This window comes from Thermanaeromonas sp. (assembly GCF_021890735.1).
Lineage (GTDB): Bacteria > Bacillota > DSM-521 > Neomoorellales > Neomoorellaceae > Thermanaeromonas.
This window is the reverse complement of record NZ_JAKKUR010000004.1, coordinates 1-12,772: the sequence shown is the minus strand read 5'-3', so window position 1 is coordinate 12,772 and position 12,772 is coordinate 1. Positions and strand designations below refer to the sequence as shown.

The following is a 12,772-nucleotide window of genomic DNA, read 5'->3' as shown; positions in this document are numbered from 1 at the left end:
TTAAGATACGCCAGCTTCCTTAACACTAGAAGGTTCCCCACTCGCCCCTTCCCCTTCTAAGGCAACCTCCTCCGCCAGCACATGAATAGTGTCCTCAAAATTATAGCAGGCTAGTTCAAAATCCGGACGAAAGCGCAACGCTCCGCTCGGGCAGCTTTCGACACACAGGCCGCAAAAAAGACACTGGCAGAGCTTCATGGTGTACTTAGTCAGGCGGCGCTTTTTCTCCGCCCGCTGGCTTTCTATAGATATCACATTATTGGGACAAGCATCGGCGCATACTCCACAAGCCGTGCACTTTTCTTTTTCCAAAACAAAGGAACCGTGTGAACGGGGCGGAAGCTTAGGGCGCCATTCTGGATACTGTTCGGTAATGGCCTTACCGAAGCCTAAGCGCCATGTTATACTTAAACCCTTAAGGAGCCCCTGCCCGAACAATTTTACCACCCGCCTGTCATCAAGGCCTGGTATACTTTGATACCTATACCAGTGCCCAAGATATTAACTAAAGAAAGTGGTAGTAGAAATTTCCAGTTAAACTGCAGGAGATGATCTATCCGGATGCGTGGGAAAGTCCATCTTACCCACATAAAAAGGAGGATCATTATATAAACCTTAATGATAAACCACAACCACGGAGGCAACCAGGGCCCTTGCCACCCACCTAAGAAAAGCGTCACTGCCAAAGCCGAGACGCTGAGAAGATTGGTATACTCTGACAGGTAGAAGAGGGCGTAACGCATAGCGGTAAATTCAGTGAAGGGGCCCGCTATGATCTCTTGCTCCCCTTCCACCAGATCAAAAGGTCCACGGTTTACTTCCGCTGTTGCAGCTATAAAGTAGATAAGAAACGCTACCGGTTGCAATAAGATGAACCAAATTTCCTTCTGGGCCGCTACAATATCCGAGGTTTTTAAGGAGCCAACAAGCATGACTACTCCTAAGATAGAGAACACCAGAGGTATCTCGTAACTTACCATCTGGGCTACCGTTCTCATGGCCCCCAAAAGAGAATATTTATTGTTTCCCGCCCAGCCACCCATGAGTATGGCTATAGTTGTAGTAGAAGCCACGGCAAGAAAGTAAAACACTCCTATATTCAGGTCGGCAGCGATCATACCCGGACCAAAAGGAATAATAGCGTAGACCATTATAGCCGGAATAAAAATGACTATAGGTGCCACAAGGAATACCCACTTGTCCGCTTCCCGGGGAATTATATCTTCTTTGCATAACAGCTTAATGGCGTCTGCCACAGACTGAAATATACCGCGAGGACCAACACGGTTAGGCCCGAGGCGCTGCTGCATATAAGCGCTGATTTTTCGCTCCAAATAGATTAGATAAATGGCATTAAGAAAGACAAAAGCTAAAACCCCCAGTAGATATACGAGTGCCCTTATGGTAGTTACCGCCCACAGGGGTAATCCCCAACTTGAAAGAAGAGCATCCAGCATATTCTTTCAACCTCCATCCCGTCTCAGGCACTGCGGCCTACCTATCCACTTCACCTAGAACTATATCTATAGAAGCCAGCGTAGCTACAGCGTCCTGGATGGTGCCTCCTTTGGCCATGACAGGGAAAGCCCCTAAATTTACAAAAGACGGGCTATGGATGTGGATTCTATAGGGCTTGGACGAACCATCACTTACTACGTAAAATCCCAAGATACCTTTAGCCCCTTCAATCTGGTGATAAACTTCTCCCTGCGGAGGTTTTATAACCCTGGGAACTTTGGCCATAATAGGACCCTCTGGCAGATCCCTTAGGGCCTGCTCAATTATCCTCGCGCTCTGCTCTATCTCCAGCACCCGGATAACAAAACGGTCGTAGGTATCGCCATTATGGCGGACAGGGACTTCAAAATCGAAGCGATCATAAATCCCGTAGGGCTTTACTTTGCGCAAATCGAAGGGCAGCCCGCAAGCCCTCAAATTGGGTCCTGTAATGCCGTAAGCCAGAGCCGTTTCAAGATCTATCCGGCCCACCCCCTGGCAGCGGGCCTTAAAGATTTCATTATTAGTAATCAGACCATTAAATTCCTCTAGTCCTCGGGGAAGTTCAGCTAGAAAACTCTTTAAGGCCGGTACAAACTCGGGCGGTATATCTGCAGCCACCCCTCCAATGCGCATATAACTTAAAGTCAGACGGGAGCCGCACACCATTTCAAAGAGGTCCAAAATCCGCTCACGATCACGGAAAGGTATAAACCATGCAGTCCAACCCGAAAGGTCCAAAGCCATGGAGGCTAACATAACATAGTGACTGGCTATACGGGAAAGCTCTGCCATGATAATCCGTAAATATTCTGCTCGTTCCGGCACCTCAATCCCCATCAACTTCTCCACGGCCTGGACGTAACCTAAATTATTCAGCATGGCGGCCAGATAATCCAACCGGTCGGTATAGGGGATGAATTGAGTATAGGTTCTGTCTTCAGCCAACTTCTCGATACCCCGGTGGAGATACCCTATGACGTTTTCTACTCCCACCACCTTTTCCCCATCCAGAGTAAGAACCGCGCGGTAGACACCGTGAGTGCTGGGGTGCTGGGGGCCCATATTAAGCGTTATTTCCTCTGTAACCAGCGAAGTATTAGGCTTCATTAACTCTCCCCCCTTTCTGCTCTACCCTGACAGAACCCCTCTGTTTGGGGATAGCTGCGGCCGTCCCCTCCATTCCGATCCCAACCGGCTTCCTTGGGTAAGGTAAAATCCTTACGCAAGGGATGTCCCTCAAAATCATCCGGGCAAAGGATACGCTTTAAATTGGGGTGCCCTTCAAAAATGATCCCCAGAAGATCAAAAGCCTCCCTCTCCTGAACTTCCGCCGCGGGCCACAGGCTGACCAGCGAGGGCGCACGCGGTTCGCTACGCGGGAGCTTCACCTTAACCCTAGTTTCCCGAGCGCTTGGCACGGACATCAAATGGTATACCAAAATTATCGCCTCTTCTGCCGGCACATCTACTCCTGTAAGGTCAGCTAAAAAGTTAAACCCGTAATCTTCCTTCAGAACCTGCATAACTTCTACCAATCGTCCTACCGGTACCCAAAGGGTACTCATATCGATACCTTCCGTAACTTCTACGCCGGGGAAACGCTCCTTCAACTTTTCTAAATCCTTTACATTAAGTCCTTCTCTCATCTTGGCTTCACCAGCGCTAGTTTAGGATTTTTTACTTTATCCCTTAGTTTTAGTAGCCCGTAGATTAAAGCTTCCGGCCGCGGAGGACATCCTGGAACGTAAACATCTACGGGAACGATAGTATCCACTCCAGGGACTACATTATAAGAGTCAACAAAAGGCCCTCCGCTGATGGCACAGCTACCCATAGCCAAAACCCACTTAGGCGCCGGCATCTGGTCGTACAAGCGTCTTACTAACGGAGCCATTTTCTTAGTCACCGTTCCGGCCACGATCATGAGATCGGCATGCCGCGGTGAAGGACGGAATACTTCATATCCAAATCTTGCAATGTCGTAACGGGCTGAACCTGCAGCCATCATCTCAATGGCGCAGCAGGCCAAGCCGAAGGTAAGGGGCCAAAAGGAGTGTGCCCGGCAATAATTTAAGAGCTTTTCTACTGAAGCAAAAATAATATTCTGGGGAACTTCCGGCTCCTGGGGCTTAAGCCTTATTACAGCCACTCTAAGCCCCCCTCCTTCCAAGCGTACCATAAGCCAAGGATCAGAATCCCTATAAAAATAAGCATTTCTATGAAAGCGAACAATCCCAAGACCTGAAATTTAACAGCCCAAGGATAAAGAAAAATGGTTTCTACGTCAAAAAGTAAGAAGATCAGGGCGTAGAGAAAATACCCGATTCTAAACTGAACCCAGGTCGGTCCTTGGGTTTTAAGCCCGCATTCATAGGTTTCTCTCTGGTCACCAACCTGCGGCCGTTTGGGGCGCAACAGCCAGTTTACGGCCAACGCTGCCCAGGCCACAACCGCTGCTCCCACAAGGAAAACAACAACGGTCAAGTACTGGTATAGTATTTTTGAACACCTCCCCAAGCCGGATAGAAATAAGACCGTATTATGTATTCGCTATTTCCGGGTAAATTCCTTCTTCTTAACTACCAGTCCAATTTGAAACTTTTCCGATGAATAGGTGTGGGGCCGTAAGCAGCTAAGGCAGCCCGATGTTCCATAGTAGGATAACCCTTATGCCTCCCAAACCCGTAGCCCGGAAAAACCCTGTCATAACTCTCCATCAGTTTATCCCTGGCCACTTTAGCCAAAATGGCAGCCGCAGCTATGGAGGCGCTTAAAGCGTCTCCTTTGATAAGAGGCGTCTGGGCTATCCGTATGCCCGGGAGGGTAAAAGCATCTACTAAAATATGTTCGGGCTCCAGCTTTAAAGCAGCCACTGCTCGCTGCATAGCCAAACGAGACGCCACCGCAATGTTCAAGCAATCTATTTCTATCACCGAAGCCCAGCCTATAGCCCAGGCAAGGCTTTTCGCTTTAATCTCCGCTGCTAAGACTTCTCGCTCCCGCGGTGAAAGCTTCTTGGAGTCCTTAAGCCCAGGCAAAAATAAACCCGGGGGTAATATCACGGCGCCTGCGGCCACCGGACCCGCTAAGGGCCCGCGGCCTGCTTCATCCACGCCGGCTATGTACCTTATACCCCGGGCTACCAATCTTTGTTCCCACAGATAGAGCTCCTCTCCCAACGGTACCCACCTTACTCTAGAGTACCATCAGTCAGCCCGTGTTTCAAGGCGTAAATCGCTGCCTGCGTACGGTCCTGTACTCCAATTTTACGAAAGATGCGGGTCAGATGGTTCTTAACAGTTTTTTCACTAATGAACAAGCGTTTAGCTATATCTTTATTGGATTCCCCCCTCACCACGCAGGCTAAAATTTCCCGTTCCCTCCGGGTAAGGGTTGTTTCCGGGGTTGTCCGGCCTGCCTGGGAAACTTCCGTAAGGAGACGTACCATCTTCCTGGTCACTCCTGGATGAATGACGGGTACTCCTTGAGCCACCTGCAATACGGCCTCGATCAATCCCTCTGCACTTATGTCTTTGAGTAGGTACCCCGCCACACCGGCTCTAAAAAGTTCCATTATGTACTCTTCTTCTTCGTGAATGGTAAGGACTATAATTTCCGCCTGGGGCACCTCGCGGCGTATAACTTTAGCAGCCTCCAGTCCGTTCAGCACAGGTAGATTTATATCCATCAGGATGATGCGGGGCCTAAGCTCCCTGGCCAGTTCTATAACCGCACGGCCATCTGTAGCCTCACCAACAATTACTATGCGAGGCTCCAAAGAAAGAATCTTCCTTATCCCTTCCCGCATCAAAGGGTGATCATCTGCAATCAAAACCGTTATTTTTTCCTTCACCGGAGCCCTCACCGCCTCTCTTCACAAAACAAACTATACCTAAGGCGGCCACTCCAAGGTAAACCTTCCTAGTTTCCCCTGCCGGAATTCCCGGAGGAGAAGCTGTGCTGCTTTTACACGGTCCACCTCTCCTCCGGGCTTTAAAAAACCGCGTTCTCTTCCCAGGCTATCTAGAATCTCTTCAAAACCCTCTTGCCTCCGCCAGCCCTGCTCTTGTAAAACATAAATTAACTCTTCTGCTACCTTCTCCGGAGGAGCTTCCCGGCCGGGGATGCAGCCTAATGCATAAAGGAGGAGAGTTATTCTTTCGTGTTTTTGGGAAATACCCAGGATCCCGGGGGTATCCAAAACCTCCCACTCTTGAAACTTTCGTACCCACTGGGGACCCCGGGTGATACCGGGCCGGTCCCCTGTCCTCGCCACTGCTCGACCTACGAGACGGTTCAGCAGAGAAGATTTACCTACGTTAGGAATACCTACTACCATTACCCTTAGAGGTGAGTGTAAAATGCCCCGCCGGCTGAGTTTCTCCTTTTTATCGTTCGCTAACTTCTGTAAAAGTTGCCTCAGTCCGGGCAAACCCTCTCCTGTTTGAGAATTCATATCTACCGCTAACTGTCCCTGCGCCCTATAATAATCCAGCCAGCGCCTGGTAGCCAGGGGATTGGCAAGATCTGCTTTGTTCAAGACCAGTATGGCTTCCTTCGCTTTAAGCACGCTTGCCAGCTCAGAGGGCCGGCTGGAGGCAGGTAAACGGGCCTCCACTACTTCCAAGACTACGTCTACTATTTTCAAGTAACGCTTAATATCGAAGGACGTAAGCATCTTTACTTAATAAACCCCAAACGATTTAAAGGCCAGTAAATCAATACAGCCTTACCGATAATAAGCCTTCTTTCCAAAGGCCCCCAAACCCGGCTGTCCGCACTTATGTTACGGTTGTCGCCCATCATAAAATAAGTGTTGGGGGGCAGCTTGATGGGGCCAAAATCGTTGTATACCACCCCTGGAGGGACATAACTTTCCTCCAGTGCTTGCCCGTTAACATAAATCTTATTTTGTTTAGCTTCGATAGTGTCACCGCCCACGGCAATAACCCTCTTCACATAATCCCGGCTAGGATCCAACGGATAGCGGAAAACCAGTACATCTCCCCTCTGAGGTTCGCCAAAGCGATAGGCGAGGCGGTTGACCAGAATCCGGTCTCCTGGATAAAGGGTCGGCTCCATGGACCGGGAAGGAATATAAAAGGGAGTTATTAAAAACATCCTGATTATAAAGGCTAATATAGCAGCCGTTATGAGGGCCTGTAGAACTTCAGTTAAAAAACCCCCCTTCTTTTCTTCCACCACGCTCATCCTCGCCACCTCTTTAAAACCAAACAAGGGGTAACTTTCTCCACCCCTTGTTCCTTTACGCTATTTTTCCTCTCTTATCCGCGCTGCTTTGCCTTTGCGTTCACGCAGGTAATAAAGCTTGGCCCTGCGCACATCTCCTCGCCGTACTACTTCAATCCGCTCGATACGTGGAGAATGTAAAAGGAAAATCCTCTCCACTGCCACACCGTAAGATATCCGCCGTACAGTAAAAGTTTCCTGCGACCCTTTCCCCCTGCGACTGATGACTACTCCTTCAAATACCTGAGTACGCTCGCGGTTTCCTTCAATTACTTTTACATGTACTCGGACCGTATCCCCAGGTTTGAAAGGGGGGATATCCTGCCGCATTTGTTCTCTTTCGACACTTTCTAATAAGTTCATACCTTACCCTCCTTCCGTATTATATCATTCCTCGATTCTCTTTTACAATCTCCTCCAACAAACGGCGATCTTCCTCCGTTAATGAAACCTTTTCTAAAAGATCCGGCCTTTTGAGCAAGGTCCTCTCTAAAGCCTTCTTACGGCGCCAGACCCTTATTTTTTCGTGATCGCCTGAAAGGAGAACCTCAGGTACCTCTAATCCCCGGAATGAACGGGGACGGGTATACTGTGGATATTCCAAAATACCCCAGGAAAAAGAATCCTCGTTAAGCCCATCCTCAGCTCCTACTGCTCCGGGTAACAGCCGCGTTATGGCGTCTATCAAAACCATGGCCGGTAGCTCTCCGCCCGTTAGGACGTAATCCCCTATCGATATTTCTCGGGTGGCAAGATAAGCCCTTATCCTTTCGTCTACTCCCTCGTAATGCCCACATATGAGGATAAGCCATTCTTCCTTGGCCAGCTCCTGGGCCATGGCTTGGTTAAACACTTCCCCTTGCGGGGATAAAAGGATTATGGGCGGTTTTTTCCCGGGCTCCTTCTCAAGGAGTGATTCCACTGCGCGGAAGACTGGCTCCGGCCGGAGGATCATCCCCGGCCCCCCGCCATAGGGATAATCATCTACTGTACGGTGCTTATCCAAGGAAAAATCCCGTATGTCTATTAGATTTACTTCCAGTATACCCCTTTCCCGTGCGCGCTTGATAATACTTTCATCCAGGGGGCCTGTAAACATACGGGGGAAAATGGTTAGAACATCCACCCGCACTCTAGCTTTCCCCCTCAATCCAGAAGCCCGGGTAGCAGCTTAACCTTGATAATTTTTTTGTGTATATCTATCTCTTTTACCACTTTTTTTAAGGCAGGAAGCAAAATCTCCCTACCCTCTCGAGTAACTACCACAAATACATCATTTGCACCTGTTTTCTGGACATCTTTAAGCTTACCCAAGAACTCTCCCTCTACCGTAAATACCTCGCAGTCGATAAGCTGAAAAACATAATACCGGCCGGGTGGTAGAGGTTCTACCTCCCACGGATCTACCTCCAGAATAGCATTACGCAATCTTTCTGCTGCCGCCATATCAGGTATCTCTGCAAACTTAAGAATAAGGTGCCTGCCGTGGGGACGGCTGCTGGTTATCGTTACCCGCTCGCTCCCTTGGCGGGAACGTAACCACAACTTGGTACCCGGCCGGAACCGCTGCGGGAAGTCCGTCCACGGCCAGATTTTAACTTCACCACGGTGGCCGTGGGTTGTCAATATTTTTCCCACTGCTACACGTTTTGTATCCATAACGTTAAATAATCTCCACCACTACCCGTTTGCCCTCCCGGGCAGCCGCTGCCTTAACCACGGTACGGATAGCCCTGGCGATCCGACCCTGCTTACCTATAACCTTTCCCATATCTGAGGGCGCCACCCTCAATTCTAAAATCACCGATTTTTCCCCTTCAATCTGAGTTACACTTACTTGGTCTGGATTGTCAACCAAAGCCTTAGCCAAAGTTTCCACTAGTTCCTTCACCTGTTGGCACCTCCTATGAGTTAACTACTTAGCCTGTTTAGAAGCCAGGAATTTCTGCCATACCCCTGCCTTCTCCAAAAGTGCTCGGGCTGTCTCTGAGGGCTGGGCTCCCACTCTAAGCCACCGGAGAGCTTTCTCTTCATCCACCTTTATTTCCTCTGGTTCGCACACAGGATTGTAGTATCCAAGCTCTTCTATGACCCGGCCATCCCGCGGAGCACGCGCATCAGCTACTACTAGCCGGTAAAAGGGAGATTTCTTAGCACCCATCCTCTTAAGCCTTATCCGGGTGGCCACTCCTCCTTTTCACCTCCTTACAAAGTTTAAGCTATTTTAAGCTGTAAACCGGTACTGCCCCGATTTTTAGCTTTGTAAGTTTAACTTAAAAAGGGAAACAATCCCTTCCCCTTAAACCTTTTACTCGAGCTAACCTCGCCCAAGCGCTCAATTAACTTCTGGGCTTCACCAAACTGGCGGAGCAGCCGATTTACATCTTGCACGCTAGTTCCGCTTCCTGCAGCGATACGCCTTTTCCGGCTTGCGTTAATGATAGAGGGATTACGTCTTTCTTCAGGCGTCATAGACTGGATTATAGCTTCCATATGGAGGAGCTCGCGCTCATCAAATTGAAGGTCCTTTAACTGTTTGAAGGGGCCGCTCCCCGGAAATAAACTTACAAGCTCGTCTAAAGAGCCCATCTTCTTTATTTGCTTTAACTGCGCCAGAAAATCCTCCAGCGTAAACTCCTTTTGCCGGATCTTGCGCTGAAACTCGCGGGCCTGAGACTGGTCAAAGGCAGCTTGAGCCTTTTCAATTATAGTTAAAACATCTCCCATTCCCAAGATCCTGCCCGCTATACGGTCCGGGTGGAAGGGCTCTAAAGCTTCCACCTTTTCTCCCACGCCGATAAATTTTATAGGGCAACCGGTAACGGCGCGTACAGAAAGGGCCGCACCGCCCCGGGCATCGCCATCTAGCTTGGTTAAAATTATCCCCGTTAGTCCAACCTGCTGGTGGAAGGCCTCCGCCACTTTCACTGCATCCTGCCCGGTCATGGCATCCAAAACCAACAATACCTCATGGGGCTGGACAGCCTCCTTTATAGCCTTAAGTTCACCCATCATCTCTTCATCAATGTGAAGGCGTCCCGCCGTATCCACTATTACCGTGTCATACCCCGAACTTACCGCCTGCTCCACGCTCAGGCGGCTAATATCCACCGGATCATGTCTTCCCTCCATACTAAACACAGAAAGCCGGTACTGCTGTCCCAGCACTTTTAGCTGCTCTATTGCGGCCGGACGATAAACATCGGCAGCCACCAGCAACGGATGCCGGCCTTGCTTCTGACAAAAGTAGGCAAGTTTAGCCGCTGTAGTAGTTTTTCCAGAACCTTGAAGACCAGCCAGTACAATAACTGTGGGCGGACGGCTTGCCCAATTAAGCTTATTCCCTTCGCTTCCCATTAAATTCGTCAGTTCTTCGTACACTATCTTTACAACTTGCTGGCCCGGTGTGAGGCTCCCGAGAACCTCTTGCCCCACAGCACGTTCCTTGACCTTAGCTAAGAATTCCTTTACCACCTTGAAGTTAACATCTGCCTCGAGGAGGGCTAGCCTTATTTCCCTTAAAGCTTCGTTTACGTCCGTTTCACTTAGCTTTCCCTTACTTTTAAGTTTCCGTAGAGTATTTTGCAGCTTTTCGGCCAGTGAAGTAAATATTGCCATCATGATCCCTCCTTTTGCTCCGGGGTACCCCCGCCTGCTGGCCATCCAAGAAGCTGTTCCAGCAATTCCAAGGCCTTATTGAAGTTTTCCCAGGATCCTTTCTCACGGAAGTTATGTAGCTCACGTCTTATTTCTTCTAACTTCTTCCTTTCCCTTAAATATCTTTCTAAATAGCCCAGGCGGGCTTCGTAATCTTCTAAGGCTTTTTCCGCACGTTGTAGGCCATCATGGACGGCCTGACGGCTTACCCGGCACTCCGCAGCGATCTCTCCTAAAGAGAGATCATGATGGTAATGCAGCTCAAGCCACTGCCGCTGCTTGGGAGTAAGCAAAGGTCCATAAAAATCGTACAGCCTGCCTATCCGTGTCATGCGGTCTAGGACATCGCCCATGGGTTTATTATATCCTCTCTTTTCAGGGCCGTCAAGGTTAAAGCTTTGACAGGGTTAGTGTCAACTCCAAGTGGGAAGTGGTAGCGGTATCCCCGCCTTAAGCCAGGCGCCTGGATCCTCCTTCTCTAAAGGCTCTATTACCTGACGCTTGATTTGAACTACAGCATCTTCGCTCATACCCGGCCAGTCCCCCTATTGACATAGAAGGTCTTCATGTAGTATTGGTGAGAGGCTAGACTTTAGAATTGGGAATCAAATTACCTAACAAAAGAAAGGGCTTTTTAGCTTTCTCTCCCAGAACTTTTAAAGTAGCCTCCTCCCCGGCCGCCAATAGACAGGTGGCAGGACCGGCCGATTTGTAAAGGTCTACTTCATCCGAGATTCCGTACCATACAAGCTCCAGGTCGTTGAGTAGAGCTAATGTTTCAGCTTCGGCTTTTATGCCCCGCGAGCCGACCGGGACTATCTCTCTTACTTGGTTACTGGAAAGTAAGAGCATTATTGTCGATAAGTCCGCTATCTCCGGATCGCCCAGAGAAACCTCAGTTCCTACCTTGGGTAATCCGAAAAGCGCAAGGGAATCTCCGGCCCTCAAGCGGCCGATCCGCAACTGTTCTTTAGAAGCTATGCCGATAACGGTTACTCCTACTCCTGATTGGGAAGTGGGTATATTCTTCTCTGTGCTTCCAGTAAGCAAAGCCTCTGGATCCACCCTTAAAAACCGCAATTCATCTATAATTCCGCGCTGTACGTCAGCTCCGGTAGGGAAGGGTTCTACACACAAGGTATCCACAACGCAGATCGGCCATGCCCCAGCAGCCAGGACTTCCATCAGGGCTACACGACTGGTAAAACGGCCTACTACATACCCGGGAACCTTTACCACATCCCCCTCCTTAGGCCCTACTGCTCCGCAAGAATCGCAAGCTATTACTAAGACTTTATCATCGCTAAGATCTATCAAAGTGAGATCCCGGTATTTCCTTATGCTCATGCCTACTCTCCTTCCGCCGTCGCAACAACACCCAACTGTTGGGGAATACAGACCGCAGGCTGGTAAAAATAAATAGAGCCACAACAATATTAAGGGTAGAAGCCACTAAAAGGGGAACTAAAACGGCGATAAGAAAGCCCTTCCCGAACCCTGGCAAAGGAATAAATAAAGCTGGCAAGAGAACGCTGTTTAAAAATATGGCCGTTACCGCACCGACAGGAACGGAATAGGAAGCAAGGAAAGCAAAAAGGGCTGTGATGACAGCCATGCCAGCCGCAATAAATAGGTGGAGGGGCGGGGTCAGGGGAAATCCGGCCGTCAGTGCGGTAAATAGATGCCCTAAAAAGGCTATGAGGGCTCCATCACGAGGACCGAGCAATAGGGCACCGAGGAAACCGGGGAAGGAATCTAGAGCCGGAGTCCCGATAAAGCTGGGCACCTTTAGGTAGGCACCTACCGCCGAGAGGGCTACAAACATGGCTATATAGGCTATTCTCCGAGCACTCCAAGAAGTATATGACATATTTGTAAAGACTCCTCCTTCCCTTTATTTGCTTCTCGACACCCCTGCTTCCTCGAAGGTGAGCATCTTACCTATCACCTGGGCAGCGGCTTCTATAATATTCATAGCCAGGGCAGCACCGGTACCTTCTCCCAACCTTAAGTTAAGGTCGAGGAGGGGCTTAAGGCCTAATCTCTGCAGCATAAACTTATGCCCCGGCTCTTTAGAGAGATGCCCGGCGAACATGTAATCCACGCAAGAAGGGGCTAACCCTTGAGCAAGGAGAGCCCCTGCAGAAGATATAAACCCATCTATAACCACCGGTACCCGGTGGTACGCCGCCCCTAAGATGAGTCCTGCTATCCCGCCGATTTCAAATCCACCTACTTTGGCCAAAACATCTATGGGGTCCCGGGGATCGGGTTTATGTAGCTCGAGGGCCCTCTCAATAACCCGGACCTTTAAGGTGGACCCCTTTGTCAAGACACGATTTTTAAAATTTTAAGCGTGGAAAGA

General features: G+C 49.5%; 20 protein-coding genes. All 20 read right to left on the bottom strand.

Translation table 11 applies throughout. The features are described from left to right. Complete coding sequence (locus L5656_RS01575; RefSeq protein WP_428849290.1) at positions 1-447, bottom strand: 4Fe-4S binding protein; 447 nt, start codon at positions 445-447, stop codon at positions 1-3. Then, positions 441-1,457, bottom strand: a complete 1,017-nt coding sequence (nuoH, locus tag L5656_RS01570; RefSeq protein WP_297198036.1) for an NADH-quinone oxidoreductase subunit NuoH — start codon at positions 1,455-1,457, stop codon at positions 441-443. The genes L5656_RS01575 and nuoH overlap by 7 nt, the downstream gene beginning before the upstream one ends. 37 nt (positions 1,458-1,494) lie before the next feature. Next, positions 1,495-2,607 (bottom strand): NADH-quinone oxidoreductase subunit D, encoded by a 1,113-nt coding sequence (locus L5656_RS01565; protein WP_297198033.1) that lies wholly within the window; start codon positions 2,605-2,607, stop codon positions 1,495-1,497. Next, positions 2,607-3,146: an NADH-quinone oxidoreductase subunit C gene (locus L5656_RS01560; protein WP_297198028.1), complete on the bottom strand. Its 540-nt coding sequence runs from the start codon at positions 3,144-3,146 to the stop codon at positions 2,607-2,609. The genes L5656_RS01565 and L5656_RS01560 overlap by 1 nt, the downstream gene beginning before the upstream one ends. Continuing rightward, positions 3,143-3,679: an NADH-quinone oxidoreductase subunit B gene (locus L5656_RS01555; protein WP_428849289.1), complete on the bottom strand. Its 537-nt coding sequence runs from the start codon at positions 3,677-3,679 to the stop codon at positions 3,143-3,145. The genes L5656_RS01560 and L5656_RS01555 overlap by 4 nt, the downstream gene beginning before the upstream one ends. After that, positions 3,640-3,999, bottom strand: a complete 360-nt coding sequence (locus tag L5656_RS01550; RefSeq protein WP_428849291.1) for an NADH-quinone oxidoreductase subunit A — start codon at positions 3,997-3,999, stop codon at positions 3,640-3,642. The genes L5656_RS01555 and L5656_RS01550 overlap by 40 nt, the downstream gene beginning before the upstream one ends. Positions 4,000-4,079: 80 nt before the next feature. After that, complete coding sequence (locus L5656_RS01545) at positions 4,080-4,679, bottom strand: ribonuclease HII (RefSeq protein WP_297198023.1); 600 nt, start codon at positions 4,677-4,679, stop codon at positions 4,080-4,082. Positions 4,680-4,690: 11 nt separating this feature from the next. Continuing rightward, positions 4,691-5,353 carry a response regulator gene (locus L5656_RS01540; RefSeq protein ID WP_297198020.1) on the bottom strand — a complete coding sequence of 221 codons (663 nt, stop codon included), beginning with the start codon at positions 5,351-5,353 and terminating at the stop codon, positions 4,691-4,693. 39 nt (positions 5,354-5,392) lie between these two features. Further along, complete coding sequence (gene ylqF / locus L5656_RS01535) at positions 5,393-6,178, bottom strand: ribosome biogenesis GTPase YlqF (RefSeq protein WP_297198017.1); 786 nt, start codon at positions 6,176-6,178, stop codon at positions 5,393-5,395. 2 nt (positions 6,179-6,180) lie between these two features. Next, positions 6,181-6,711, bottom strand: a complete 531-nt coding sequence (lepB, locus tag L5656_RS01530; RefSeq protein WP_297198014.1) for a signal peptidase I — start codon at positions 6,709-6,711, stop codon at positions 6,181-6,183. Between the two features lie 60 nt (positions 6,712-6,771). Further along, the gene (gene rplS, locus L5656_RS01525) at positions 6,772-7,113 is read right to left on the bottom strand and encodes a 50S ribosomal protein L19 (protein ID WP_297198011.1); all 342 of its coding nucleotides are present in this window, start codon (positions 7,111-7,113) and stop codon (positions 6,772-6,774) included. A 19-nt stretch (positions 7,114-7,132) separates the two neighbouring features. Continuing rightward, positions 7,133-7,882, bottom strand: a complete 750-nt coding sequence (trmD, locus tag L5656_RS01520) for a tRNA (guanosine(37)-N1)-methyltransferase TrmD (RefSeq protein WP_297198007.1) — start codon at positions 7,880-7,882, stop codon at positions 7,133-7,135. A gap of 14 nt (positions 7,883-7,896) precedes the next feature. Continuing rightward, a complete protein-coding gene (rimM, locus tag L5656_RS01515) occupies positions 7,897-8,409 on the bottom strand; it encodes a ribosome maturation factor RimM (RefSeq protein WP_297198004.1) in 513 nt (170 codons plus the stop codon). A gap of 4 nt (positions 8,410-8,413) precedes the next feature. Then, entirely contained in the window at positions 8,414-8,641 is a 228-nt protein-coding gene (locus L5656_RS01510) for a KH domain-containing protein (RefSeq protein ID WP_084664800.1), read from the bottom strand. 24 nt (positions 8,642-8,665) lie between these two features. Continuing rightward, a complete protein-coding gene (gene rpsP / locus L5656_RS01505; RefSeq protein ID WP_297197997.1) occupies positions 8,666-8,938 on the bottom strand; it encodes a 30S ribosomal protein S16 in 273 nt (90 codons plus the stop codon). An 80-nt stretch (positions 8,939-9,018) separates the two neighbouring features. Beyond that, positions 9,019-10,368 carry a signal recognition particle protein gene (gene ffh / locus L5656_RS01500; RefSeq protein ID WP_297197995.1) on the bottom strand — a complete coding sequence of 450 codons (1,350 nt, stop codon included), beginning with the start codon at positions 10,366-10,368 and terminating at the stop codon, positions 9,019-9,021. Then, positions 10,368-10,760, bottom strand: coding sequence for a YlxM family DNA-binding protein (gene ylxM / locus L5656_RS01495; protein WP_297197993.1), 393 nt, complete (start codon positions 10,758-10,760; stop codon positions 10,368-10,370). The genes ffh and ylxM overlap by 1 nt, the downstream gene beginning before the upstream one ends. A gap of 232 nt (positions 10,761-10,992) precedes the next feature. Beyond that, positions 10,993-11,754, bottom strand: a complete 762-nt coding sequence (locus L5656_RS01490; RefSeq protein WP_297197992.1) for an AIR synthase related protein — start codon at positions 11,752-11,754, stop codon at positions 10,993-10,995. Beyond that, positions 11,711-12,277, bottom strand: a complete 567-nt coding sequence (locus L5656_RS01485) for an ECF transporter S component (RefSeq protein WP_297197990.1) — start codon at positions 12,275-12,277, stop codon at positions 11,711-11,713. The genes L5656_RS01490 and L5656_RS01485 overlap by 44 nt, the downstream gene beginning before the upstream one ends. 24 nt (positions 12,278-12,301) lie before the next feature. Beyond that, positions 12,302-12,739 carry a nicotinate-nucleotide--dimethylbenzimidazole phosphoribosyltransferase gene (locus tag L5656_RS01480; protein ID WP_297197988.1) on the bottom strand — a complete coding sequence of 146 codons (438 nt, stop codon included), beginning with the start codon at positions 12,737-12,739 and terminating at the stop codon, positions 12,302-12,304. Positions 12,740-12,772: the final 33 nt, after the last annotated feature.

Coding starts and splice junctions, on each gene's coding strand:
- L5656_RS01560 (WP_297198028.1), bottom strand. CDS start 3,146: ATGAGAGAAGGACTTAATGTAAAGGATTTAGAAAAGTTGAAGGAGCGT.
- ffh (WP_297197995.1), bottom strand. CDS start 10,368: ATGGCAATATTTACTTCACTGGCCGAAAAGCTGCAAAATACTCTACGG.
- rplS (WP_297198011.1), bottom strand. CDS start 7,113: ATGAACTTATTAGAAAGTGTCGAAAGAGAACAAATGCGGCAGGATATC.
- L5656_RS01555 (WP_428849289.1), bottom strand. CDS start 3,679: ATGGTACGCTTGGAAGGAGGGGGGCTTAGAGTGGCTGTAATAAGGCTT.
- ylxM (WP_297197993.1), bottom strand. CDS start 10,760: ATGGGCGATGTCCTAGACCGCATGACACGGATAGGCAGGCTGTACGAT.
- L5656_RS01490 (WP_297197992.1), bottom strand. CDS start 11,754: ATGAGCATAAGGAAATACCGGGATCTCACTTTGATAGATCTTAGCGAT.
- L5656_RS01485 (WP_297197990.1), bottom strand. CDS start 12,277: ATGTCATATACTTCTTGGAGTGCTCGGAGAATAGCCTATATAGCCATG.
- ylqF (WP_297198017.1), bottom strand. CDS start 6,178: ATGCTTACGTCCTTCGATATTAAGCGTTACTTGAAAATAGTAGACGTA.
- rimM (WP_297198004.1), bottom strand. CDS start 8,409: ATGGATACAAAACGTGTAGCAGTGGGAAAAATATTGACAACCCACGGC.
- lepB (WP_297198014.1), bottom strand. CDS start 6,711: ATGAGCGTGGTGGAAGAAAAGAAGGGGGGTTTTTTAACTGAAGTTCTA.
- L5656_RS01565 (WP_297198033.1), bottom strand. CDS start 2,607: ATGAAGCCTAATACTTCGCTGGTTACAGAGGAAATAACGCTTAATATG.
- nuoH (WP_297198036.1), bottom strand. CDS start 1,457: ATGCTGGATGCTCTTCTTTCAAGTTGGGGATTACCCCTGTGGGCGGTA.